General features: G+C 74.0%; 17 protein-coding genes and 4 pseudogenes. 12 read left to right on the forward strand and 9 right to left on the reverse strand.

From position 1 onward, the window contains the following. Window positions 1-41: 41 nt before the first annotated feature. From ABD946_RS33510 to ABD946_RS33520, 3 genes are all read right to left on the reverse strand, one after another. Window positions 42-1,709 (reverse strand): LCP family protein, encoded by a 1,668-nt coding sequence (locus ABD946_RS33510; protein ID WP_345284896.1) that lies wholly within the window; start codon window positions 1,707-1,709, stop codon window positions 42-44. A 132-nt stretch (window positions 1,710-1,841) separates the two neighbouring features. Then, window positions 1,842-3,122 (reverse strand): LCP family protein, encoded by a 1,281-nt coding sequence (locus ABD946_RS33515; protein ID WP_345284894.1) that lies wholly within the window; start codon window positions 3,120-3,122, stop codon window positions 1,842-1,844. A 36-nt stretch (window positions 3,123-3,158) separates the two neighbouring features. Continuing rightward, a complete protein-coding gene (locus ABD946_RS33520; protein ID WP_345284892.1) occupies window positions 3,159-3,953 on the reverse strand; it encodes a TIGR03089 family protein in 795 nt (264 codons plus the stop codon). 101 nt (window positions 3,954-4,054) lie between these two features. Between ABD946_RS33520 and ABD946_RS33525 the strand changes: the two genes are divergently transcribed. Both ABD946_RS33525 and ABD946_RS33530 read left to right on the forward strand, forming a co-directional pair. Continuing rightward, window positions 4,055-5,119: a peptidoglycan recognition protein family protein gene (locus ABD946_RS33525; protein WP_345284890.1), complete on the forward strand. Its 1,065-nt coding sequence runs from the start codon at window positions 4,055-4,057 to the stop codon at window positions 5,117-5,119. A gap of 180 nt (window positions 5,120-5,299) precedes the next feature. Then, window positions 5,300-6,208, forward strand: a complete 909-nt coding sequence (locus tag ABD946_RS33530; RefSeq protein WP_345284888.1) for a DNA-3-methyladenine glycosylase family protein — start codon at window positions 5,300-5,302, stop codon at window positions 6,206-6,208. Here the strand turns inward: ABD946_RS33530 and ABD946_RS33535 are convergent. Genes ABD946_RS33535 through ABD946_RS33550 form a run of 4 tightly spaced genes read right to left on the reverse strand, consistent with a single transcriptional unit; the run spans window position 6,180 to window position 9,416 of the window. Further along, complete coding sequence (locus tag ABD946_RS33535; RefSeq protein WP_345284886.1) at window positions 6,180-6,485, reverse strand: VOC family protein; 306 nt, start codon at window positions 6,483-6,485, stop codon at window positions 6,180-6,182. The genes ABD946_RS33530 and ABD946_RS33535 overlap by 29 nt on opposite strands. After that, window positions 6,482-7,795, reverse strand: a complete 1,314-nt coding sequence (locus ABD946_RS33540) for a coenzyme F420-0:L-glutamate ligase (protein WP_345284926.1) — start codon at window positions 7,793-7,795, stop codon at window positions 6,482-6,484. The genes ABD946_RS33535 and ABD946_RS33540 overlap by 4 nt, the downstream gene beginning before the upstream one ends. Before the next feature lie 5 nt (window positions 7,796-7,800). Further along, window positions 7,801-8,760 (reverse strand): 2-phospho-L-lactate transferase, encoded by a 960-nt coding sequence (gene cofD / locus ABD946_RS33545; protein ID WP_345284884.1) that lies wholly within the window; start codon window positions 8,758-8,760, stop codon window positions 7,801-7,803. A 44-nt stretch (window positions 8,761-8,804) separates the two neighbouring features. Continuing rightward, entirely contained in the window at window positions 8,805-9,416 is a 612-nt protein-coding gene (locus ABD946_RS33550; RefSeq protein WP_345284882.1) for a cysteine dioxygenase, read from the reverse strand. 674 nt (window positions 9,417-10,090) lie between these two features. Here ABD946_RS33550 and ABD946_RS33555 point away from each other — a divergent pair. The 3 genes and pseudogenes from ABD946_RS33555 to ABD946_RS33575 all read left to right on the forward strand — a co-directional run. Beyond that, window positions 10,091-10,363: a WhiB family transcriptional regulator gene (locus ABD946_RS33555; RefSeq protein WP_145790473.1), complete on the forward strand. Its 273-nt coding sequence runs from the start codon at window positions 10,091-10,093 to the stop codon at window positions 10,361-10,363. Between the two features lie 258 nt (window positions 10,364-10,621). Continuing rightward, window positions 10,622-14,387, forward strand: a pseudogene (locus tag ABD946_RS43105) (glycosyltransferase). A 9-nt stretch (window positions 14,388-14,396) separates the two neighbouring features. Then, window positions 14,397-15,893: pseudogene (locus ABD946_RS33575) on the forward strand (DUF5719 family protein); the annotation flags it as partial. A 279-nt stretch (window positions 15,894-16,172) separates the two neighbouring features. On the opposite strand, the gene ABD946_RS33580 reads toward ABD946_RS33575, so the two are convergent. Then, complete coding sequence (locus ABD946_RS33580) at window positions 16,173-16,622, reverse strand: metallopeptidase family protein (protein ID WP_345284876.1); 450 nt, start codon at window positions 16,620-16,622, stop codon at window positions 16,173-16,175. A 130-nt stretch (window positions 16,623-16,752) separates the two neighbouring features. Between ABD946_RS33580 and ABD946_RS33585 the strand changes: the two are divergent. From ABD946_RS33585 to ABD946_RS33615, 7 genes and pseudogenes are all read left to right on the forward strand, one after another. Beyond that, a pseudogene (locus ABD946_RS33585) lies at window positions 16,753-17,119 on the forward strand (DUF3499 domain-containing protein). 102 nt (window positions 17,120-17,221) lie between these two features. Further along, window positions 17,222-18,606: pseudogene (locus ABD946_RS33590) on the forward strand (phosphomannomutase/phosphoglucomutase). A 96-nt stretch (window positions 18,607-18,702) separates the two neighbouring features. Then, on the forward strand, window positions 18,703-18,888 hold the full coding sequence (locus tag ABD946_RS33595; protein WP_345284870.1) for a Trm112 family protein: 186 nt from the start codon (window positions 18,703-18,705) through the stop codon (window positions 18,886-18,888). 130 nt (window positions 18,889-19,018) lie between these two features. Further along, window positions 19,019-20,236 (forward strand): SIS domain-containing protein, encoded by a 1,218-nt coding sequence (locus ABD946_RS33600; RefSeq protein WP_345284868.1) that lies wholly within the window; start codon window positions 19,019-19,021, stop codon window positions 20,234-20,236. Between the two features lie 140 nt (window positions 20,237-20,376). Beyond that, entirely contained in the window at window positions 20,377-21,342 is a 966-nt protein-coding gene (locus ABD946_RS33605) for a cation diffusion facilitator family transporter (RefSeq protein WP_345284866.1), read from the forward strand. A gap of 273 nt (window positions 21,343-21,615) precedes the next feature. Continuing rightward, the gene (ahcY, locus tag ABD946_RS33610; RefSeq protein WP_345284864.1) at window positions 21,616-23,049 is read left to right on the forward strand and encodes an adenosylhomocysteinase; all 1,434 of its coding nucleotides are present in this window, start codon (window positions 21,616-21,618) and stop codon (window positions 23,047-23,049) included. A gap of 124 nt (window positions 23,050-23,173) precedes the next feature. Then, entirely contained in the window at window positions 23,174-23,806 is a 633-nt protein-coding gene (locus tag ABD946_RS33615; protein ID WP_345284862.1) for a hypothetical protein, read from the forward strand. On the opposite strand, the gene ABD946_RS33620 is transcribed toward ABD946_RS33615, so the two are convergent. Then, a complete protein-coding gene (locus ABD946_RS33620) occupies window positions 23,803-24,789 on the reverse strand; it encodes an RDD family protein (protein ID WP_345284860.1) in 987 nt (328 codons plus the stop codon). The two genes, ABD946_RS33615 and ABD946_RS33620, sit on opposite strands and share 4 nt — an antisense overlap. Window positions 24,790-24,898 lie beyond the last annotated feature (109 nt).

The following is a 24,898-nucleotide window of genomic DNA, read 5'->3' on the forward strand; positions in this document are numbered from 1 at the left end:
AGTCAGAACGATCGTATGACTGTGAGTTTGACCATCTCCGCCTATTTCGCGCACACGTCGGCGTCGTCCGCCTGCACCCGCTGGAGGTCCTTGGGCGCCTCGGTCGGCACCGGCGCGGCGGGCTTGCCGAGCTCGGTGAAGTCCTTGCCGAGCACCAGCAGCAGCGGCTCCCCGGCGGCGATCGCGGTGCTCTCCTTGGCGGCCTCGGCGGGCAGCCCGAGCGCGGCGGCCAGGGCGGCGCCCTGCTCGGCCCGGCCCTTGGGGTAGGAGACCGTGGTGGTCGCGGCGGCGGCGGTGTCCTTGCCGGTGCCGGCCTGGGCGAAGCCCTTCCCCTTCAGGGCGGTGACGGCCTTGGTGGCCTGGCCGGGGGTGCCGGAGCCGTTCCGCACGGTGACCCGGACGGCGGCCGCGTCCACCGTGGCGGCCGGCGGGGCCGAGGCCTGGGCCGGGGACGGTTCGGCGGAGGGCGCCGCGGCCGCGGCCGCCACCTCGGTCAGCGAACGGTCGGCCGCGACCATCGCGAACAGCTGCTCGGCGGGCTTCTCGTTCAGGATGACCCGGCCCTTGTTCTTCGGGTCGTCCAGCACCGGCACGGTGGCGAAGGTGATGTGCTTGGTGTCCACCTTGGAGAGGTCCAGCGCCAGGTCCTTGAGCTTGTCCACGCTCTTCAGGCCCGCGTCCACGGTGAGCGCCTTGGTGGCGGCGTCGGCCAGGTTGAACAGCTTGGTCGGGCTGGTCAGGGTGTCGCCGCTCTTCATCTTGCGGATCATCGAGCTGAGGAACTGCTGCTGGAGCTCGATCCGGGACAGGTCGCTGCCCTGGCCGACGGCGTGCCGGGTGCGGACGAAGGCGAGCGCGTCCTCGCCCTGCACCACGTGCCGGCCCTTGGTCAGCTTCAGGTGCGAGCCGGTGTCGTTGATGTCCTTGGCCACGCAGACCTCCACCCCGCCGACGGCGGTGGAGAGGGTCTTCACCGCCTCGAAGTTCACCATCAGGAAGTGGTCGATCCGGATGCCGGTCATCTTCTCGACGGTCCGCCAGGTGCAGCCCGGGTCACGGCCCTCCTGCCCCAGGCTCTCGTTGAACAGCGTCCTGGCGGTGCCCGGGATCTTCTTCCCGTCCGTCTCGCACTCCGGGATGGTGACCATCAGGTCGCGCGGGATGCTCATCACCGTCGCGTTGCTGCGGTCCTTGGCCACGTGCATCAGCAGGGTGGTGTCGGCGTGGCCGGGGCTGCCCTCGTCGCCGTACTCGCGGCCCAGGCCCTTGCGGCTGTCGGTGCCGATCACCAGGATGTTCATCGCCCCGGCGGCGGCCTGCGGGCGCTCGGAGTCCGGGCCGACCTGGACGTTCACCGAGGAGATGTTGCCGTTCAGGCGCTGGTAGGCGTACAGCGCCCCGCCGCAGCCCGCCACCAGGACCAGTGCGGCCACCCCGGCGGTCCACTTGACGGCGCGTCGGCGACCGCCGCCGCCCGTGTGGCGGCGCGAGGCCCGTCGGCCGGCCGGCGGTGCGGCGGCTCCGGGCCGGGCTGCGGGAGCCCGGGCGGCCCGCGGGCGGGGCACGGTGGCCTGGGCGGGGGCCGGTGCGGCGTCCAGGTCCAGCCGGAACTCCCCGGTGGCCGGGTCGAGCACCCACTGGTCGGCCGGGTCCACTGCGGCCGGGGTCTGGTCCGCGAGGTGTCCGTCGTGCCGGTTTCCGCTGTTCACCCCGGACACCCTAGACGAGCTCCGGTCATGATCCGGTCGTACTGTGACCGTTGCCACGGTGGTCAAACACCGTGAAAACGGGCAAAGTTCACGCCCCGTCGGACCGGGGCCGACCGCCCCCGACCGCCGCGGTCAGTGCATCGAGCAGACCTCCTGGTCGGCGGTCCGGCCCTCCAGGGTCGGTTCGGCGGTCGGCAGGGCGGTCGGGCCGGCCGACGGCGTCCAGCCGCCGAGGTCGTCCGGGGAGGGGCCGGCGGAGGCGCCCGGCGGGGGCTCGTGCGCGGTGGAGCCGTCCACCGAGGGGTCGCGCAGGAGCGGCGAGGGCGCCCCGTCGGCCAGCAGGGTGGGCGAGGGCGACGCGGGCACCTGGTAGGCCCGCACGCTCACCGCGCGGTCGGACCGCAGCGCGGCGAACAGCTGGTCGGTGTCCGGCTGGACCAGCTGGTCCCGGTCCCAGTTCCCCGGGTAGGGGCGGCGCGGGGTGGTCAGGAAGACCACGTTCGAGGTCGGCATCGAGCGCAGGTCCTGGGCCAGGTCGTAGAGCGCGCCCAGCCGGCTCAGCCCCTCGTCCGCGGTGACCGCCTCGGTGGCGGCGTTCAGCAGCGGCCAGAGCCGGGTCGGGTTGAGCAGCACCCCGGTGGACTGCACCTTGCGCACCATGGAGGCCAGGAACTCCTGCTGACGCCCCATCCGCTGGGTGTCGCTGCCGTCCCCGAGGGTCTCCCGGGCCCGGACGTACCCGAGCGCCTGCTCCCCGCCCAGCACCTGCCGCCCGGCCGGCAGGTCCAGCTTGGCGTTGCGGTCGTGGATCGCCCGGGGCACGCACACCTCCACCCCGCCGACCGCGTCCACCATCTTCTTGAAGCCGGTGAAGTCCAGGATCAGGTGGTGGTCGATCCGGATGCCGCTGAGCCGCTCCACGGTCCGGATCGTGCAGGCCGGACCGCCCAGCTCGAAGGCCCAGTTGAACTGCACGAACCGGGGGGTCGAGCGCGTCCCGTCCGGGAGCTCGCAGGCCGGCACCCGGACCATCGCGTCCCGGGGGATGGAGACCGCGGTGGCGTGCTCCCCGTCCGCCGCCAGGTGCAGCAGGATCGTGGTGTCCGAGCGCTGCCCGCCCGCGAAGCCGTACTCGCCGTTGGCCCCGCTGCGGTCGTCGCTGCCGATCAGCAGGATGTTCCTGGCCTGCTGCGGCCCCCGTTCGGGCCGCTCCGACTCGTCGTGCCGCAGCAGCTGCCCGGTGGCGGTGTCGGTCCCGATGTTGCCGTCCAGCTTCCGGTAGCCGATCCAGGCCACCACGCCTCCGGCCACCAGCAGCAGCGCCAGCACCCCGGAGAGGATCAGCAGGATGCGGCGGCGCCCCCCGCCGCGGACGGTCGGGGGGCGCTCGCTCTGGTCATCGTCCTCGGCCATGACCGGGATTCCTACCCGGTCGCCGGTCCGGGCGGATCAGCCCAGACGCAGAGTCACTCGTTCGGATTCGATCCGCTTCGCCCACTGCTCCTCGGTCAGCCCGCCCGAGTTCCGGCAGAGCACCACCGAGGCACCGGCCACCAGCGGGGCCAGCAGCCCGGCCTCCAGCCCGGCCCAGTCGTCGTACGAGAGCGTGCTGAGCACCCGGCTGGAGGTGTCGAGGCCGAGCCGGGCCGCGCCCTCCCGGGCCAGCGCCACGGTCTGTTCCCCCGTCAGCTTCAGCGGCAGCCCGTCCTCCACCACCGTCTCCAGCGCCATCGCCTGCGGGTGCACCGGCGAGTACGGGGCGAACCGGTCGCCCTGCCCCGGCACCTCGGCGGCGTAGTCCAGGAAGCCGTCCGGCCGGGCCGGGAACCGCCCGCCGAGCGGACGCAGCGCGAGCGCCACCCGCTCGCCGGAGCAGTCCTTGGCGGAGTCCAGCCCGTCCGGGCCGCTCACCACCAGGTCGGCGTCGGCCGGGGCGCCGCCGGGCACCGCGACCACGCCCACCGACCAGCAGGCGAGCAGCCAGACGGCGCTCTGCCAGTGGGCCGGCAGGAGCAGCGCGGCGCGGTCCTCCGGACCGGCGTTCAGCTCGTCCTGGAGCAGGTTGGCGGTCTTGGCGACCCAGTTGTCGAAGGTCTTGGCGGAGAGCTCCACCCGCTCGCCGGTCGCGTCGTCGTAGAACGTGACCAGCGGACGGGTCGGGTCCGCGTCGAGGGCCCCCGGGCGCAGGTAGGCGTGCAGCAGCTCGGCGGGGGTGCGGGCGTCGGCAGCGAATGGCGCAGTCATGGTGCGCCCCAGCCTACGACCTCCCCGTCCGGCGGGGGAGAGGCGGCCGCCCGGCGGAACCGACGTGGCGTCAGAACCGTTTTGCCCTCAATATCCCATTCATGCGCCTCGCTCTGCTCGCCGCCGCCACCGCCGCCACCAGCGCCCTCCTCCTGCTCCCCTCGCCCGCCCTCGCCGAGGGCCCCGCTGCGGGCTCCTCCGGAAGCGTCAGGACCATCCCCCTGACGAACGGTCAGCGCGGACTGCCGCAGCAGGGCACCGCCCCGTTCTCCCTGGTCGGCGTCAGCTGGGACGACCCCGCCGCCACCCCGGACGGCACCGTCGAGGTCCGCACCCGCGCCGTCGGCGGCGACTGGAGCCCCTGGCACCCGCTGGCCGTCGAACCCGACGACCGCCCCGACCCCGAGGGCCCCGAGGCCGCCCGGCGCGGCGCCACCTCCCCGCTCTGGGTCGGCCCCAGCGACGGGGTCGAGGTCCGCTTCACCGGCACCGCCCCGCGCGGCCTGCGCGCGGAGCTGGTCGACCCCGGGCAGGACGTGCCGCTGCGCCGCGCGGGCGGGGCCGCACCCCGGCCGGGCATCGTCACCCGGGCCGGCTGGGGCGCCGACGAGTCCATCCGCGAGCCCGACTTCACCTACACCGGCCCGGTCCGCGCGGTCTTCGTCCACCACACCGACACCGCCAACGACTACGCCTGCTCCGACGCGCCCAAGGTCATCCGGTCGATCTACCAGTACCACGTCAAGAGCAACGGCTGGCGCGACCTCGGCTACAACTTCCTGGTCGACCGCTGCGGCACCGTCTACGAGGGCCGCGCCGGCGGAGTCGCCCAGGCCGTCCTCGGCGCCCACACCCTCGGCTTCAACACCGACACCGCCGGCGTCGCCGCCCTCGGCCGCTACACGGCCGACGCCGTCCCCCAACCCCAGATCGACGGCATCGCCAAACTCGCCGCCTGGAAGCTCGGCCTCACCGGCCAGCCCGCCAACGGCAAGACCCAACTCACCTCCGCCTCCGACGGCAGCCGCTACCCCAAGGGCACCACCGCCACCTTCGACACCGTCTCCGGCCACCGCGACGCCTTCAACACCGAATGCCCCGGGACCGCCCTCTACACCCGCCTCCCCGCCATCCGCACCTGGTCCACCCACCTCCAGGGAAGGTGACCCTGGGCGGAAGTGGTGACACCGGGGGCGCGGGGAACTGCGCGAACCGGAAGGCGGAGCAGCGTGAGATCGGGGCACGCGAGCCAGTTGCACGTGCTGCCGTTCCCCCGCGCGCAGGGCCTCGCGCCCCCGGTGTGACCGAATCCCCGCCGCGTATCCTCGCCTCGGAGGTGCGGCAAGGTGTCGGAGGCGGTGCGTCGTTGGGAGCCCGGGTTCCCGCTGGACCTGGGGCGGACCTTGCTGCCGTTGCGCCGTGGTCCCGCCGACCCGGCGTACCGCACCAGCGGCGACGGCGCCGTCTGGCGGGCCTCCCGCACCCCCGCCGGCGTCGGCACCCTCCGTCTGGCCCAGAGCGCCGGAGCCGTCGAGGCCCACGCCTGGGGCCCCGGCGCCGAATGGCTGCTGGACCGCGTCCCGCAACTCCTCGGTGCCTCCGACGACCCGTCAGGACTCCACCTGCCCCCCGGCCCGCTCCGTGAGGCCCAGCGCAACCACCCCGGCCTGCGCCTCACCCGCACCGGCCTGGTCCTGGAGTCCCTGATCCCGGCGATCCTCGAACAGAAGGTCACCACCGACGAGGCGTACCGCGCCTGGCGCACCCTCCTCAAGGACTTCGGCACCCCGGCCCCGGGCCCGGCCGAGGGCATGCGGGTCACGCCCTCCGCCCGGGAGTGGGCGATGCTGCCGTCCTGGGAGTGGCACCGCGCCGGCGTCGACCCCAAGCGCGCCGCGACCGTCGTCCGGGCGGTCCGTCTCGCACCCCGGCTCGAAGAGGCGTCAGCCCTGCCGCACGAGGCGGCGATCGCCCGCCTCACCACCGTCCCCGGCATCGGCCCGTGGACCGCCGCCGAGACCCTCCAGCGCAGCAACGGCGACGCGGACGCCGTCTCGGTCGGCGACTTCCACCTGCCGAACCTGGTCGGCTGGGCCCTCGCGGGCCGCCCCCGCAGCGACGACGCCCAGATGCTCGCGCTGCTGGCCCCGTACGCGGGCCACCGCCACCGGGTCTGCCGCCTGATCGGTCTGACCGGCGCCCGTGCCCCCCGCTACGGACCCCGCCTCACCCCGAACGACCACCGCCACCGCTGAGCGGTCCCCGCACCTCCACCGTCCGGCCGTCCGGATCGGTCAACAGCCTTACCCCGTCCGCGCCTTCGATGGTCAGGCCGAGCCGGAGGGCGCCCGTCTCGCGACCGGCCCGGGCGGGGTAGAGCTCCAGGACGGTGCTGTCGGCCAGCTCCGCCGCGTAGTGCTCCGGCCCGGTGCCGTGCCGCTCCGCGGTGAACCGCAGCCCGAGCCCCCGGTAGAAGTCGACGCACTCCGCGAGCCGGGCCGTGTAGACGACCAGCAGCCCCAGCCCGCTCATCGCACCGTCAGGAAGGCGTCCGCCGAACGCGCCTGACGCGCCCTCGGCTCCTCCGCCGGCCGCCCGACCGCCACCGCGCCCATCGGGTCCCACCCGTCCGGCAGGTCGAGCACCTCCCGCACGGTGTCGCGGCAGAACATCGTCGAGGAGACCCAGGCCGAGCCGTAGCCCTCCCCGGCCAGCGTGACCAGCAGGTTCTGCACGGCCGCCCCCATCGCCACCACGAACATCTCCCGCTCCGCCGCGGCCCGCCGCGCGTCGGGGTAGTCGTGCGAGCCGTCCGTGACCAGGCACGGCACCACCAGGTACGGCGCGGCCCGCAGCACGTTGCCGCGCGCCGTCCGCCGGGCGATCTTCGCCTCGTCCCAGCCGTCGAGCTCGGCCAGGTCGTGCCGCCAGGCGGCGAGCATGGCGTCCAGCAGCCGCTCCCGGGCCTCCGCCGTCTCCACCAGCACGAAGCGCCACGGCGTGGTGTGGTGCGGGGCCGGGGCCGTCACGGCCGCCGCCACCGCCCGCCGCACGGCCTCCGGGTCCACCGGTTCGGCGGTGAAGGAGCGTACGGTCCGCCGCAGCGTGACGGCCTCCCGCAGCGCCTCCGAGGTCCCCATCCGGAACAGGTCGTCGACCACCGGCCGCAGCAGCGGCCGGATCCCGTCGCCGTCCTCCTCGGTGACCACGCCGCCGAGGCCCCGCACCACGGCGACCGGCACGCCGCTGGCCTTGCCCTTCGCCAGGTCGCCGGCGGCGGCCAGTTCGTCGGCGGTGGCGGTCACCGTCAGGGTGAGCTCGTTGCCGTGGCTGTCCCGCCGGCCCCGGTGGTCCTCGACCACCGCGACCCCGGCCGCGCCGATCGCCACGTCGGTGAGCCCGTTGCGCCAGGGCCGCCCGAAGGTGTCGGTGACCAGCACGCCCAGCCGGCGGCCCGTCAGCTGCCGCAGCCGGGCCCGCAGGGCGCGGGCCGAGGCGTCGGGGTCGAGCGGGAGCAGCAGGACGGTGCCGGGTGCGGTGTTGGAGGCGTCCACGCCGGCGGCGGCCATCACCAGGCCGTTGCGGTTCTCCACGATCCGGGAGCGGCCGCGCCGGGCCACCACCCGGACGGTCTCGGCGTCGATCGCGGCCTCCCGGTCGGCGGCCTCGACGATCCGGCCCTCAGCCTTGGAGACGATCTTCGAGGTGACCACCACCACGTCGCCGTCCTCGAACTCGCCCGCCTTGGCGATGAGTTCGGCCAGGTCCGTGCCGGGCTCGATCTCCGGCAGCCCGGCCACCGGCAGGACGGAGAACGCCCCCGGCCCAGCCCCGGGCCCCACCGTGGTCACGCCCGCACCTGCTCGGCCAGCTCCAGCGCCGCCCGCGCCATCCCGGCCGTCGCGGCCACGTCGGTCATCAGCAGCGGCACCGCCCGGCAGGCGATCCCGGCCGCCTCCACCGTCTCGACGGCGGCCGCGTCGGTGGTGTCCACCAGCCAGCCGTCCAGCAGCTCGGAGCCGTAGTCCAGCGCCACCGCCTCGGCGCTCGCCTCCACGCCCACCGCCGCCAGCACCTTGTCGGCCATCCCGCGCACGGGGGCGCCGCCGATGATGGGGGAGAGCCCGACCACCGGGGCGGCGGCCGAGGCCACCGCCTGCCGGATGCCGGGCACGCCCAGGATGGTGCCGATCGAGACCACCGGGTTGGACGGCGGCAGCAGGATGACGTCGGCCGCGGCGATCGCCTCGAGCACGCCGGGGGCGGGCTTGGCCGTGTCGGCGCCGACCGCGATGATCGCCTCGGCGTCCACCGCCGCGTGCAGCCGCACCCAGTACTCCTGGAAGTGCACGACGCGGGGCGCACCGTCCTCGGTGATCCGCACGTGGGTCTCGACCCGGTCGTCGCTCATCGGCAGCAGCCGCACGCCGGGCTGCCAGCGGGCGCAGAGCGCCTCGGTGACGGCGCTCAGCGGGTACCCGGCGGCGAGCATCTGGGTGCGCACGATGTGGGTGGCGAAGTCCCGGTCGCCCAGCCCGAACCAGTCCGGGCCGACCCCGTAGGCCTTCATCTCCTCCTTGACCGACCAGGTCTCGTCGGCCCGGCCCCAGCCCTGCTCCTCGTGGATGCCACCGCCCAGGGTGTACATCACGGTGTCCAGGTCGGGGCAGACCTTCAGCCCGAAGAGGTGGATGTCGTCCCCGGTGTTGCCGATGACGGTGATCTCGTCCTGAGGGCCGGTCAGTTCCCGGAGCCCGCGCAGGAAGCGCGCCCCACCGATGCCGCCTGCCAGTGCCACGATGCGCATGCGCCCATCCTGCCAGGCGGCACCCGCCGCGAGGCCACGGGCCGTCAGTGCGCGTCGATCCGGTGCTCGGTCGCGGCCGTGGTGGGAGCGGCGCCGTACTGGTTCATCTCCACCAGGCCCGGCGAGTAGAGGTGGATGGAGACGGCCGGCTCCAGCGAGGCGTTCACCATCTCGTGCAGGTACCCGGAGGAGAACACCCGGCGGGTGCCCTCGGGGAGCGGCCGCTGCTGTTCGCCGTCCTGGGTCAGCGCCCGCTCGACCAGCTCGCCCCGGACCACCGTCATCACGCCGGAGGAGGCGCCGTGGTCGTGGAAGCCGCTGCCCTGGCCGGGCAGCCAGCTGAGCAGCCAGACCTCGTAGCCGGGGCCGGTCTCCAGCCGGGAGTACCAGCGGGTGAGGGCGTCGTAGCGGACCAGCGGCTCCCAGCGGGAGCGGTCGGCGGCGATCTCGCGGACCAGCCGGGCGTAGCCGGCCACCGTGGTCGGGTGGGCGGGCAGGTCGGTGCGGGCCAGGTGCTGGAACGCGGTCGGGTCACCGGCGATCGAGACGTCGCTCAGGCCGTCGGTCCAGCGCGGGGCGGGCACGGTGGCGGCTGCGAGCAGACGCTGCTGCCGGGCGCGGTCACGGTTGCGCTTGCGGAGGCGGGGCATTCGCATGGGGCGGAATCCTCGGATGCGGAGATCGGCGGGTGTTCAGCCGGTCCGCGGGGATTCAGGGGGGACTGTCGCGCGGGCGGCCTCGGTGTTCCTGGGCGGCGCGCGGTGGGACGCGTGCGCCTAGATACAGGAACAGAGGCGACAACAGAGGGAGCTCGCGGCACGACGGAGCAGCGCCTGGCGGCGGCTCACGAGGGTGGCGAACTCTGACATGAGGGCAAGGAGACCGCAAGAGGGGCCCCAGTGTCAACCTGATCCCCCGGGCATTTGGGGAACTTCGAGCATGAACCACCGGATGGGGTGATAAATCACCCTCTATGTTTCGATGTGAAGATCGCCGGGAAGGCAGCCGGTGACCAGCGGCAACCGAGTGCGCCGCGGCCCGCGTCCACCCGTTCGGGGGGTGGTGGGGCTGAGGGGGCGTCAGGTTGACTGCGTGTCAGGCAGTGGGTGGTTCCGGCTGATTGGTCCGTTTAGGGCAGTAAGACCATCATGTCCGGATATGTACACTTGCCGTAGTGCCTTGGTTCCGGGGAGTGAATCCTCGGCCCAATACCAGAGCTCGGCTTGACTGGGCCAGAGTGACGCACATGTAATTTCACTCGTGTCGTTCCGCCGCTCCAGGCAACGGCAACACCACGGGGACGCCAAAAGGGGCAGAGGAGGCGCCAGAGATGAGCGAGCTCTTTGAGCTGTTGATCGGTGAGGGCATCGAAGAGGACGAAGAGGAGCTCGGCTGGCAGGAGCGGGCGCTCTGCGCCCAGACCGACCCGGAGTCCTTCTTCCCGGAGAAGGGCGGCTCCACCCGCGAGGCCAAGAAGGTCTGCCTGGCCTGCGAGGTCCGCTCCGAGTGCCTGGAGTACGCCCTCGCCAACGACGAGCGGTTCGGCATCTGGGGCGGTCTCTCCGAGCGCGAGCGCCGTCGCCTCAAGAAGAGCGCGGTCTGACCGGCCGTTCTCGAGTTCGTGCAGCGCCTCACCTGAGACGGTGGGGCGCTTTCGCATTTCCGGCCCGATTCCCGCACAACTCCCGAATGTGCCGACGGCACCCGGCGTCCGGGCCTCGCCGCACGGTCATGCCATCCCTTTTCCCCCGCTTCCGCACGTGCTCGGCGGTACACCGGGGACGAGGCCGCCACCCGGAGCCGTTAGTGTGGTGCGCCAACTCCCTTGGCCGCACCGAGAAGCTTGGGGCTCACGCACTCGATGACCGTCTACAGCCACCAGAGCGGCTTCTCCGCTGCCCGGCCTCCCGCATACCCGCGCCACCTGGTCACCGCCGTGATCGTCTCCCACGACGGTGCCCGGTGGCTCCCGCAGGCCCTGGCCGGCCTGCTCGGGCAGGACCGTCCGGTCCAGCGCATCCTCGCCGTCGACACCGGCTCCACCGACACCTCCCCCCAGCTGCTCCGGGACACCCTCGGCGACTGGCTGCCGGAGAGCGGTCCGCTGGTCCTCGGCCGCCGCTCCGGCTTCGGCAACGCCGTGGGCCAGGCCGTCTTCAACTCCCCGCCGCTGCGCCCCGAGGACCTCCCGTACAGCCTCGACCCCTCCGGGTACGACCCGGTGACGGGCGGTTGGGACGACTTCGGCGACCCGCTGGGCGCCGAGGACGAGCTCGGCCGCGGCGGCCCGCGGGAGACCGAGCCGGTCGAGTGGCTCTGGCTGCTGCACGACGACTGCGAGCCGCAGACCGACGCCCTGCGCCGGTTGCTCCAGGTCGCCGACTCCACTCCGACCGCCGCCGTGGTCGGACCCAAGCTGCGCAGCTGGTACGACCGCCGCCAGCTGCTCGAAGTGGGCGTCACCATCGCCCGCTCCGGCCGCCGTTGGACCGGCCTGGACCGCCGCGAGCAGGACCAGGGCCAGCACGACCAGGTCCGTCCGGTGCTCGCCGTCTCCACCGCGGGCATGCTGGTCCGCCGGGACGTCTTCGAGGAGCTCGGCGGCTTCGACAAGGCCCTCCCGCTGATGCGGGACGACACCGACTTCTGCTGGCGGGTCAACGCCGCCGGCCACCGGGTCGTGGTCGCCCCCGACGCGGTGCTGCGGCACGCCGAGGCGGCCAGCCGTGAGCGCCGCCAGATCGACTGCGGCTCCGCCCACCCGCACCGGGTCGACAAGGGCCGGCGCCGTCTACACCCTGCTGGCCAACTCCAAGGGCCTGCTGCTCCCGTACGTGCTGCTCCGGCTGGTGCTCGGCACCCTGCTCCGGATGCTGGTCAACGTGGTCGGCAAGGACCCCAAGCAGGCGTTCGACGAGCTGGCGGGCCTGGGCCACGAGCTGGTCCGGCTGCCCCGCCTGCTGGCCGCCCGCAAACGGCGGGCCAGGACCAGGTCCGGCGACCCGCTGGACGACCGCACGCTCTTTCCCGGCCCCCGGCGCCACCACCCGCCTCGCGGTCGAGGGCATGATCGGCGCCCTCGGCATCGGCGGCGGCGAGGACCCGGGCGCCGGCCGGCACGGCTCGGCCGAGTCCGGCCCGGGCGACGAGGACGCCGACGACCTGGTGGTCGAGCAGTTCGCCCTGATCAAGAAGCTAGCCCGGCGCCCCGCCCCCGCTGCTCTTCACCGCCCTGCTGGTGGTCTCCGTGATCGCCTGCCGCAACCTCTTCGGCGGTGGCGGCCTGCTGGGCGGCGCGCTGCTGCCCGCCGCTGACGGTGGCGTCGGGCCTCTGGTCGATGTACGCGGACGCCTGGCACCCGGTCGGCGGCGGCTCCACCGCCACCGCCCCGCCCTACCTGGGCGTGCTCGCGGTGCTCTCCTGGCTGCTGCTCGGCAACGCCGACCTGATGGTCGCCCTGCTGCTGGTGCTGGCCATCCCGCTCGCCGCGGTCAGCGCCTACCTGGTCTCCCGCCCGCTGATCGAGTCCAAGCTGGTCCGCGCCTGGGCCAGCGCCGGGTACGCCCTGCTGCCCGCCGCCACCGGCGCGCTGGCCCAGGGCCGGATCGGCACCGCGGTGCTCGCCGTGCTGCTGCCGCCGCTGGCCCGCGCCGCCGCGATCAGCGCCGGCCTCGGCATCCGTGCCGAGACCGCCGCCAAGGGCGCCCGCCCCGGCTGGCGGTCCACCTGGATGACGGTGCTGATGCTCACCGTCTGCACCGCCTTCGTCCCGCTCACCTGGGCCATCGCCCTCCCGCTCTGCCTGGCGGCACTGGCCCACGCGGTGCTGCGCGGCGGTGCCTACGGCTCCGGCGGCGAGGCCGTCCGGCTGCTCGGCCTGCGCGTCCTGGTGATCCTCGGCGCCCCCGTGCTGGTGCTCGCCCCCTGGTCGCTGGAGGTGCTCGCGCACCCGTCCCGGCTGCTGCTGGAGGCCGGGCTGCCCGGCCTGGAGGGCCCGGCGGCCAGCCCGCTCGGCCTGGCCCTGGTCAACCCCGGCGGCGTTGGGGTGCCGCCGGTCTGGCTCTCCGCCGGCGTGGTGCTGGCAGCCCTCGCCGCACTGCTGCGCGCCGACCGCCGCCGCGCCGTACTGGCGGCCTGGGGCGCCGCCCTGGCCGGAATGATCTTCACCGTGGTGGTGGCCGGTACCAGCGTCACCCCGGCCTCCGGCGGAGTCCCGGTCGCCGCCTGGGCCGGCCCGGCCACCCTGCTGGCCGGCGTGGCCCTGCTGGCCGCCGCCGCGATCGGCGCCGACGGCGCCAACGCCCGCGTCTCCGGCATCGCCTTCGGCTGGCGCCAGCCGGTCGCCGCCCTGGTGCTGGCCACCGCCGTGCTGGCCCCGTTCGGCACCGCCGTCTGGTGGGCCGTCACCGGCGCCGACGGCCCGCTGCGCCGGGGCGACGCCGCCCAGGTGCCCGCCTTCATCGCGGAGGAGGCCGGCACCACCGACCGGGCCCGCACCCTGGTGGTCACCGGGGACGGCGACACCGTGCGCTACGCCCTGGTCCGCGGCTCCGGCCTGACGCTCGGTCAGGCCGAGGGCACCGTGGCCCTCGACGACGACCCGAAGGGCGCGCTGGACGGCCTGGTCGGCAAGCTGCTCGGCGGCTCCGGCGGCGAGCAGGCCAAGGCCCTGGCCGCCCGCGGCATCGGCTACGTCGAGCTCAAGCAGCCGCTCACCGGCAAGGCCCGGGACGTGCTGGACACCACCCCCGGCCTGACCAAGCTCAGCGAGGAGGACGGCATCGGCCTCTGGCAGGTCACCGGTGCCACGGCCACCCGCGCCGCGGTGGTGGACGCCAAGGGCACGGCCAAGCCGTTCCCGGCCGGGGTCCGCGAGGTCCACGGCAAGCTCCCGGCCGGGGAGGCCGGCCGCACCCTGCGGCTGGCCGAGGAGGCCGCCCCCGAGTGGAAGGCCACCCTGGACGGCACCGAGCTGGAGCCGGTCACCCTGGACGGCTGGGCGCAGGGCTTCAAGCTCCCGGCCGGCGGCGGCACCCTGGACGTCACCCGCAGCGGCAGCCTGCTGCACACCGGCTGGATCTGGGCCCAGGTGCTGCTCGGCCTCACCGTCCTGGTGCTGGCGCTGCCCGGCCGACGCAACCACAACGACGACGACCTGCCCGAGGAGGTGGTGGCCGCCGCCGCGCTGGCCGCCGCCGCCCAGGCGCAGGCCCCGGCCCCCGGCAGCCGCCGGGCCCGCCGGATGGCCGAGCGCGGAGAGGGCGAGGAGCAGTCCGCGGCCGAGGAGACCGGCGTCTACGCCGCCATCCCGGCCCAGACCGCCGCCGAACCCGAACCCGCCGCCCCGGACGGGCAGTACCAGGACCCGTACCAGCAGGCCGACCCGTACGGCTGGGACCAGTACGCCGTCCAGCAGCCCGCCGCCGTGCCCTACGGCTACGAGCAGCAGCAGTCCTACGGCTACGACCCCTACCAGCAGGGCTACGAGCAGCAGCCGCAGCCCGAGTACCCGGGCTACGACCAGCCGGAGCAGCAGCCCTGGGTGCCGGGGCAGCCGCAGCAGGAGCCCTACTACGACCCCAACGACCCCTACGGCCAGCACTACCGGCCCGGATCGGGGAGCTGACCCGCCGTCATGAAGAAGCCCACTCTCAAGGCCCCCAAGCTCAAGGCCCCGGCCCTCAGGGCCCCCAAGCTCGGCAGGTCCGCCCCCGGGGCGGACGACCCGGGCGCCCCCGGCGACCCGCAGGCCTCCGGCCCGGGGGCGTCGGCCGGCAGCCGCACCGGCGTCTCGCTGCTGGCCGGCGCGGTGGCGATCGGCGTGGTCTTCGGCGTCGCCGAGCTGCGCCCGCCCGCCGATCCGGCGGCGGCCGCCCCGGCCGCCGCCGCCAGTGCCAAGGTCGAGCGCACCGCGCTGGTCTGCCCGCAGCCCCTGCACGGCCTGACCGGTTCGACCGCGCTCACGCTGTTCTCCCCGCAGGACACCGGGACGGGCGGCTACGGCGCGCTCTCCGACGTGGTCCCGCACGCCCCGGCGGCCGACGCCCCGTCATCCGCTCCCTCGGCGGCCCCGTCAGCCGCCCCGTCCGCCGCCGCCTCCGGTGCTCCCGCTCCGGCCGACGCGGCCCCGGCGGACGCCCGGGTGGTGCTGGCCAAGCCCGGCGTCCCGGTCAGCGGCCCGGCCGCCAACGCCGACACCGCCCCCGGCAGCACCGCGGTGGCCACCGGCGGGTACGCCCCCGGCTTCACGGTCTCCCAGACCACCACCGTCACCGACGAGCAGGGCCGCGGCCTGTCCGGCTTCAGCTGCACGCCGACCGGCACCGGCTTCTGGTTCTCCGGCGCCAGCACGGCGGGGGACCGGGTGGACTACGTCAGCCTGGTCAACCCCGACCCGGTGGTCCCGGCCGTGGTCGACCTCAAGCTCTTCGGGGACAAGGGCGCGATCGACAACCCGGCGGCCGAGGGCATCGCGCTCGGCCCCGGCACCTCGCAGGCGATCCGGCTGCCCTCCCTGACGAAGGACCAGAAGGACCTGGCCGTCCACGTGGTGGCCCGCAGCGGCCGGATCGGCGCGGCCGTGCACGCCGCCGACGGGAGCAAGGGCTCGGACTGGATCCCGCCCTCCGCCACCCCGGCCCCGACCCAGGTGCTGCCCGGCCTGGCGGCCGACACCTCGGCCGCCCGGCTGGTGGTCGCCGCCCCCGGCGAGGAGGACGCGGACCTGAAGATCCAGGTCTCCGGCCGCAACGGCTGGTTCACCCCGGCCGGCTTCGAGACCATCCACGTCAAGGCCGGCATGGTCAACGCGGTCGACCTCGGCCAGGTGACCCGGGGCGAGCCCGGCGCGCTGCGGCTCAGCCCGAGCGACCCGAGCCACCCCACCCCGGTGGTGGCCGCCCTGCGGCTGGACCGCGCCCAGAACGGCAAGTCGGACGCGGCCTGGATCACCGGCGCGGTGCCGGTCGGCCAGCGCGCCTCGATCGCCGACAACCGGGGTGGCAACGCCACCACGCTCTACCTGACCTCCACGGGCGAGCAGGAGGCCAAGGTGAAGGTCACCGCCTCGGCCGGCAGCGGCGGCGGCACCCCCGCCACCAAGGAGGTCTCGATCCCCGCCGGTGCCACGGTGGCCCTCCCGGCCCCCCGAGCCGGCCGGGCTGAACGGGGTCTTCGGCCTGACCGTGGAGACGGTCTCCGGCGGCCCGGTGACGGCCGCGCGGATGCTCACGGCGACGGTGAAGGACGTCCCGGGCTTCACCGTCCAGGCCTTCCGCGACGACCACTCCACCGTCAGGATCCCGCAGTCCCAGCCCGATCCGGCGGTCCTGCTGCACTGACCCCGGCGCCTGACGCACCGACAGGAGCACGACGGAGCCCCCGGCCGGACCACCGGCCGGGGGCTCCGTCGTCACTCCTCGTCGTAGCGCGGATCGATCGCGTCGGGGGAGAGGCCGAGCAGGTCGGCCACCTGCTCGATCAGGATCTCGTGCACCAGCGCGGCCCGGTCGTCCCGGCTCTTGGCCCGGATCTCCACCGGCCGCCGGTAGATGACGATCCGGCTCTTGCGGCCCTGCCCGGCCGGCACCAGCCGTCCGAGCGGCACGCCGCCCTCCTCGTCGTCCTCCTCGCCGGGGGTCGGCACCTCCTGCACGGCGAACTCGACGTCCATCAGCTGGGGCCAGCGCCGTTCCAGGCGCTCCACCGACTCGCGGACGTAGTCGTCGAACAACTCGGAGCGGGTGAGCGAGATGGGCACCTGGGGCGGTGCCAGGGGTCCGCGCAGGCCACGGCCGTGCCGGTCGCGGTGGCGCCGGAAGCGGGGCTGGTCCGCCGGAGGTCGGGGTGCGGAGCTGTCCATATCAGTGTCGAGCGTAGTCCTTGGAGCCCCGGAAGTGGACCACCCCGGTGACGCCCATGTCGGCGACACGTGACACTCGGTGGGGGCGGGTCTTCGCGGCCTGGTCAGGAGTGCGGTACCGTCCACCCTCGTGAGCTCTGTACGTCGTTGTTCGCGGACCGCGTGCGGCCGTCCGGCCGTCGCGACGCTGACGTACGTCTACGCGGACTCCACCGCCGTGCTGGGGCCCGCTCGCGACCTACGCCGAGCCGCACTGCTACGACCTGTGCGCCGAGCACGCCGAGCGCCTCACCGCCCCGCGCGGCTGGGAGGTCGTCAGGCTGGCCGCCGACACCAATCCGCTCCGCCGCAGCAGCGACGACCTGGAGGCGCTGGCCAACGCCGTTCGCGAGGCCGCCCGCCCCCAGACGCCCCGTCAGGCCCCCTCCAGGGAGCCGGAGTCCACCGAGGCCGGCCGCCGCGGCCACCTGAGGGTCCTGCGCTCGCCGGAGAGCTGACGGCCCGCGTCCGCCGAGCTGACGTACGTCGCCGTGTTCACCGACCGTCCATCACCTCCCGGTACGCTGCCCTGGTCTGAGTACCCAACAACTGGAGCGGTTGTGCGTGACCTGAAGCAGCTGGTGAAGGCGTACGACGTCCGGGGTGTGGTGCCGGACCAGTGGGACGAGGTGCTGTCGCGGGCGTTCGGTGCGGCGTTCGTGCGGGTGGTGGGTGCGTCGGCGATCGTGGTGGGTCACGACATGCGTCCGTCCTCGCCGTCGCTGTCGCGGGCGTTCGCCGAGGGTGCGGCGGCTTCGGGCGCGGACGTGGTGGAGATCGGGCTGTGCTCCACCGACCAGCTGTACTACGCGTCGGGGTCGATGGACCTGCCGGGCGCGATGTTCACCGCCTCGCACAACCCGGCGCAGTACAACGGGATCAAGCTGTGCCGCTCGGGTGCGGCGCCGGTGGGCCAGGACACGGGCCTGTCGCAGATCCGTGAGCTGGTGGAGTCGTGGACGGGCGCGGACGGCACGGTCACGGTGCCGGCGCTGGACGTGAAGCCGGGTTCGATCTCGGCGAAGGAGACGCTGCGCGGCTACGCGGACCACCTGCTGTCGCTGGTGGACCTGTCGGCGATCCGGCCGTTGAAGGTGGTCGTGGACGCGGGCAACGGGATGGGCGGCCACACCGTGCCCACCGTGTTCGCGGGTCTGCCGCTGGAGGTGGTGGACATGTACTTCGAGCTGGACGGCACCTTCCCCAACCACGAGGCGAACCCGCTGGACCCGGCGAACATCGTGGACCTGCAGGCGAAGGTGCGCGAGGTCGGCGCGGACATCGGTCTGGCCTTCGACGGGGACGCGGACCGCTGCTTCGTCGTCGACGAGGCGGGGGATCCGGTCTCGCCGTCGGCGATCACCGCGCTGGTCGCGGCCCGGGAGATCGCCCGCGCGAAGGCCGGCGGCGAGGACAACCCCACGATCATCCACAACCTGATCACCTCCCTCACCGTGCCGGAGGTGGTCCGCGAGCTGGGCGCCACCCCGGTGCGCACCCGGGTGGGGCACTCCTTCATCAAGCAGGAGATGGCGGTCACCGACGCGGTCTTCGGCGGCGAGCACTCCGCGCACTACTACTTCCGCGACTTCTGGCGCGCCGACACCGGCATGCTCGCCGCCCTGCACGTCCTGGCCGCCCTGGGCGGGCAGCAGCAGCCGCTGTCGCAGCTGACCGCGCAGTACGACCGCTACGCGGCCTCCGGCGAGATCAACTCCACCGTCGCCGACCAGGACGAGCGCACCCCAGGCCGTCCTGGCCCACTACACCGGCGACGACATCACCGTCGACACCCTCGACGGCGTCACCGTCACCGGCCCCCACCTGGTGGTTCAACCTCCGCGCCTCCAACACCGAACCCCTCCTGCGCCTGAACGTGGAGGCCAAGGACCAGGCCACCATGGAGCAGGTCCGCGACACCGTCCTGGGCATCGTCCGCGCCTGACACCACCAGCCCCAGCCCCGGCCGGTAAGGTTGCCACCGGCCGGGGCACCGCTGTACCGGCGCCGTACCCCACCGCACCCAGGAGCCTGACACCCCATGAGCAACCTGCCGTCCTTCCTGCTGGAGATCCTGGTCTGCCCGGAGTGCCACTCGGCGCTCGACGAGCAGACCCAGGGCGAGGCGCACGAGCTGCGCTGCACCGGTGAGACCTGCGGCCTGGTCTACCCGGTCCGCGACGGCATCCCGGTGCTCCTGGTCGACGAGGCCCGCCGCCCCTCCTGACGCCGCGTCAGGCCCGCCCGGCCCCACCCGGGCGCCCCGCGCCGCACCCCCGCGCCCGCACGCCGGGCGCACCCCGCACCTCCCCGACCGACCCCACCGTCCGTCCAGCGCGAGGCCGGAGGCCAGCCGCATGATCGACGACGTCCTGCTCGACGACCCGGCCGCCCTCCAGCGCGCCGACCGGGACCACGCGCTGCTCGCGCTGGCGGGTGCCGGGGCCAGGATCCGCACCGCCCTCCGGCTGGCCGACGAGGCCGGAGTCGCGGCGCTGCGCCCCGACGGCCGCCCGCGCTCCCTGCTGGTGGCCGGCTACGGCAGCGCGCTCGCCGTCGGCCCCGCGCTGGCCGCGCTCGCGGTCGAGTCCACCCAGGTGCTCCCGCTCCCGCCGACCGACGCCGAGCCCGCCCCGCGCGACCGGACGGTGGCCGCCCCGCCGTTCACCGCCGGCCTGCGCTGGCAGCTCCCGGGCTGGGTCGGTCCGCTCGACCTGCTGGTGATCGCCTCCGCCGACGGCCACGAGGAGGGTCTGGTCGGCCTGGCCCAGCAGGCGTACGCACGCGGCTGCACGGTGGTGGTGATCGCCCCGCCGGAGAGCCCGCTGACCGAGGCCGCCCACCAGGTCCGCGGCCTGCCGCTGCAGTACGTGCCGACCGCGGTCGAGGACGACCACCAGGCCGAGGAGCCCGACCTGCCCGCGCTCGACCCGGGCGCGCTCTGGGCCATGCTGCTCCCGCTGCTGGCCCTCACCGAGAAGCTCGGCGTCACCCAGCTCCCGGCCGGCTCCCTGCGGGGCGTCGCCGACCGGCTGGACGAGGTGGCGGTCCGCTGCCGCCCCGACGCCGCCGCCTACGTCAATCCGGCCAAGGACCTGGCCGCCCACCTCTCCGGCACCGTCCCGCTGCTGTGGACCGACGGCCCGGTGGCCGCCGCGGTGGCCGGCCGGTTCGCCGCCATGCTGGCCGACCGGGCCGGGCGCCCCGCGCTGCCCGGGGCGCTGCCGCAGGTGCTCACCGCCCACCGGGGCATGTTCGTCGGCCAGTTCGGCTCCGGCGCCGACCCGGACGACTTCTTCCGCGACCGGGTCGAGGAGCCCGATCCGCTGCTGCTCCAGGTGCTGCTGCTCCGTCAGACCCCGGGCCGCGCCGCCGATCCGGCCGAGGAGGAGGAGAACGGCTTCGCCGAGCCCAGCCACCCGGTCCGCCGCGCCCACCGCCTGGCCGAGGCGCACGGCGTCCGCTTCACCGAGCTCCGCTCGGTGGAGGCCGATCCGCTGCACGCCCTGGCCGAACTGACCGCCCTCACCGACTTCGCCGCCGTCTACCTCGGCCTGGCCGCCGGCCAGGACTGAACGGAGCACGACGCGCCGCCGCCCACCTGCTGACCGCACCTCAGGTCCTTTGCCCGATCGGGATACTGTGTGCGGTCGACAGAGCTGAGCGTCGGCCGGTGCACGGGTACCGGCCCAGTCCGGAGGGACCCCATCCCAGCATGAGCACCGAAGGCGGTACCAAGGCCCTCGTAGCGGCGCTGTCCGCGAACCTGGCGATCGCGGTGAGCAAGTTCACCGCCTTCGCCTTCACCGGCTCCTCCTCGATGCTGGCCGAGGGCGTGCACTCCGTCGCCGACTCCGGCAACCAGGTGCTGCTGCTGGTCGGCAGCAAGCGGGCGGCCCGCGAGGCGGACGAGGCCCACCCCTTCGGCTACGGGCGCGAGCGGTACATCTACGCCTTCGTGGTCTCCATCGTGCTGTTCTCGGTCGGTGGCCTGTTCGCCGTCTACGAGGGCGTGGAGAAGATCCGCCACCCGCACGAGCTGGACGGCTGGTACTGGGCGGTCGGCGTGCTGGTCTTCGCGATCATCGCGGAGAGCTGGTCCTTCTACACCGCGATCAGCGAGGGCAAGAAGTCCAAGGGCGCCCTCGGCTGGGTCGAGTACGTCCGCCGGGCCAAGGCCCCGGAGCTGCCGGTGGTCCTGCTGGAGGACTTCGGCGCGCTGATCGGCCTGATCCTCGCGCTGTTCGGCGTCGGCCTCACCGTCATCACCGGGGACGGCGTCTGGGACGGCGTCGGCACCCTCTCCATCGGCCTGCTGCTGGTCGGCATCGCGGTGGTGCTCGCCCTGGAGACCCGCTCGCTGCTGATCGGCGAGTCCGCCGACAAGACCGAGGTCGCCAAGATCCGCGCCGCCCTGGTGGACCACGATTCGGTCACCCGCATCATCCACATGCGCACCCTGCACCTCGGCCCCGAGGAGCTGCTGGTCGCCGCCAAGATCGGCGTCAACGCCGAGGACAGCGCCACCCAGGTCGCCCAGGCCATCGACCTGGCCGAGGCCCGGGTCCGCAAGGCCGTCCCGATCGCCCGGGTGATCTACCTGGAGCCGGACATCTACTCCGCCGAGAAGGAGGCCGCCGGCCCCGACCGCGAGGCCACCCCGGGCGGCCCGTCCCACTGACGCGCCGTCAGGGAACCGGTCGGGGAACGGCCGAATCCGCTCGAACGAATCCCGTGCGATCACGCCGCCGGTGTAGATTCGTCAGCAGAGCCAAATCGTCGCTGCTGATGGCGGTCGATCGGCACCCCCGGCACGCCGGGCGGTGCGGTCGAGGGAGAGAGGTCCTCCGACGGATTGTGCCGCAGCAGCGGAGCCCCGCATCCCGTCGGGCGTCCCGCCGCTCAGCACACCCGTAAACCGACCCGACCCCGCATGCAGCGAGGAGCAGCAGACATGTCCGACTTCAAGGTCGCCGACCTCTCCCTGGCCCCCTTCGGCCGCAAGGAGATCCAGCTCGCCGAGCACGAGATGCCCGGCCTGATGTCGATCCGCAAGGAGTTCGCCGCCTCGCAGCCGCTGGCCGGCGCGCGCATCACCGGCTCGCTGCACATGACCGTGCAGACCGCCGTGCTGATCGAGACCCTCACCGCCCTCGGCGCCGAGGTCCGCTGGTGCTCCTGCAACATCTTCTCCACCCAGGACCACGCGGCCGCCGCCATCGCGGTCGGCCCGGAGGGCACCCCGGAGAACCCGCAGGGCGTCCCGGTCTTCGCCTGGAAGGGCGAGACGCTGGAGGAGTACTGGTGGTGCACCGAGCAGGCGCTCACCTGGCCCGACGGCCAGACCCCGAACATGATCCTGGACGACGGCGGTGACGCCACCCTCCTGATCCACAAGGGCGTCGAGTTCGAGAAGGCCGGCGAGGCCCCGGACCCGTCCACCGCGGACAACGAGGAGTACCGCCTGATCCTCGAGGTGCTCAACCGCACCCTCAAGGACAGCCCCTCCAAGTGGACCGAGATGGCCGCCACCATCAAGGGCGTCACCGAGGAGACCACCACCGGCGTGCACCGCCTGTACGAGATGCACCGCGACGGCAACCTGCTGTTCCCGGCCATCAACGTCAACGACGCCGTCACCAAGTCGAAGTTCGACAACAAGTACGGCTGCCGCCACTCCCTGATCGACGGCATCAACCGCGCCACCGACGTCCTGATCGGCGGCAAGGTCGCGGTCGTGGCCGGCTACGGCGACGTCGGCAAGGGCTGCGCCGAGTCCCTCCGCGGCCAGGGCGCCCGCGTCATCGTCACCGAGATCGACCCGATCTGCGCCCTGCAGGCCGCCATGGACGGCTACCAGGTCACCACCCTGGAGGAGGTCGTCTCGATCGCCGACATCTTCATCACCACCACGGGCAACAAGGACATCATCCTTGCCAAGCACATGGAGCAGATGAAGCACCAGGCGATCGTCGGCAACATCGGCCACTTCGACAACGAGATCGACATCGCCGGTCTGTCGAAGCTCCCGGGCATCGTCAAGACCGAGGTCAAGCCGCAGGTCCACGAGTGGCGCTTCGCGGACGGCCACACCATCATCATGCTGTCCGAGGGCCGCCTGCTGAACCTCGGCAACGCGACCGGCCACCCGTCCTTCGTGATGTCGAACTCCTTCGCGAACCAGACCATCGCGCAGATCGAGCTCTTCACCAAGACCTCGCAGTACCCGATCGGCGTCTACGTCCTCCCCAAGCACCTGGACGAGAAGGTCGCCCGCCTCCACCTCGACGCCCTCGGCGTCAAGCTCACCACCCTCACCCCCGAGCAGGCCGACTACATCGGCGTCCCGGTCGAGGGCCCGTACAAGCCGGAGCAGTACCGCTACTGATCCCGCGTCAGCGCTGAACGGCCGTGCGGCCGGTGCCCCGTGGCACCGGCCGCACGGCCGTTCCCGCCCACCGGGGCCGAAGCGGCCGGGCCACCGGGAGGCCGCAGGCACGTAGGCTGCTGCCATGCCGAACGGCCGCTACTCCCTCACCGACCCGCACGACGGCACCCCGCTCGGCGAGGAGCGCTTCAGCTGCGCCCCCGGCCCCGCCGGCTGGCGCTACGTCTCCAAGACCTACGCCCCCGACGGCGCCGTGCTCCGCACCGCGGACCTCACCCTCGACTCCCGCAACCGCCCGCTGCGCCTCGAACTCCGCTCCGGCGGCTGGCAGGTCCGCGGCGGCGCACTCGACGGCGTCAGCTGGGTCCGCACCGCCGCCGACGGCTCCGGCACCGACGCGGCCGAGGGCCACGACCGCGCCCACGCCTTCGCCGGATCCTCCCCGGCCTTCCTGATCGCCGCCGCCCGCCTGCTCCGCCTGGAACCCGGCGCCTCGGCCCGCCTGCGCCTGGTCTCCTTCACCGACCCGGTGCTGGCCCCCCGCACCTTCGACCAGGGCTGGCTCCTCGAAGCCGTCGACACCCACCCCACCGACACCGGCCCGCTGCTGGTCGAGCGCTACCAGGTAGCCGACCTGGAGACCGGCGAACAGCAGATCGTCCACCTGGCCGGCGACGTCGTCCTGGACGCCCCCGGCCTCGCCCTCGAAGAACTCGAGTCCCCGCCCAACCAGTGGCCCACCGAGTACAGCCCCTAGGCCGGCGGAGCGAACCCGCCCTCGGCCGCCGGTGCCTGCGCGGGGGGTGCGACGGGTGCCGGTGCCTGCACGGGCGGTGCGACGGGTGCCGGTGCCGCCGGTGCCGCGGGGGGAGGGGCGACGGGAGCCTCGTACCGCCGTGCCCGCTCCAACGGCTGCTGCTGCCCGCCGCCCTGCGCCGGTACCTGCTGCGCCACCGGGTACCCGCCCTGCGCCTGCCCGGCCACCGACCGCTCCCAGTCCCGACGCTGACGCTCCACCAGCACCGCCCCCAGGTACTGCGCCGGATGCACCCCCTGCGGTGCCGCCTGCCCGGTGTACGCCACCAGGTCCCCGGCCAGCCGCTGCGCCATCCCGAAGCCCACCGCCGGGTCCAACTGCCCGATCCGGCTCAGGTACTGGCGGATCGCCAGCCAGAGCGGATCCGGCACCGCCGACAGGTCGAGCGAGACCAGCCCGCCACCGATCCCGGCCAGCAGCTCCGGCGGAACCGGCGGCAGCGCGTCCCGGCCCCCGCCCGCACCCGGCACCCGCTCCCGGACCACCAGCGTCCCCGCGAACACGTCCCCGAGCCGCCGCCCCTCCGGCGAGACCATCGAGCTGATCAGCGCGGGCACCCCCATCAGCATCGGCAGCTCGACGAACCCGACCAGCCCCCGCACCAGCGAGTGCCGGAACCGCACCGGCCCGCCGTCCGTCCGCACCACCCGCAGCCCGAACGCCAGCTTCCCCAGCGACCGTCCCCCGGAGAGCGTCTCCACCAGCACCGGCAGGATCACCAGGCAGAACACCATGAGACCGAGCCCGATCGCGGCCCCGGCCGCGTCGTCGACCTCGATGACCGACAGGGTCATCCCGAGCATCAGCACGATCATCAGCAGCACCTGGGCGAGCAGGTCCAGCCCGATCGCCAGCATCCGGCTCGGCAGCTTGGCGGACCGCAGCCCGAGCACCACCGCCTCACCCGTGACCAGTTCGCTCACTGCCGTCCCCCGCCCGTCCTGATCCGCACCGCCGACAGTCCGCCAACATACGGGCCCCCGGAACCCACAGGAAGGGCGGCCCACCCCTCTGGCATGCTGAGCCCCGACC

The sequence above is a fragment of the Kitasatospora albolonga genome, from assembly GCF_039535905.1.
In the GTDB taxonomy this organism is placed as follows: Bacteria; Actinomycetota; Actinomycetes; order Streptomycetales; family Streptomycetaceae; genus Kitasatospora; species Kitasatospora albolonga.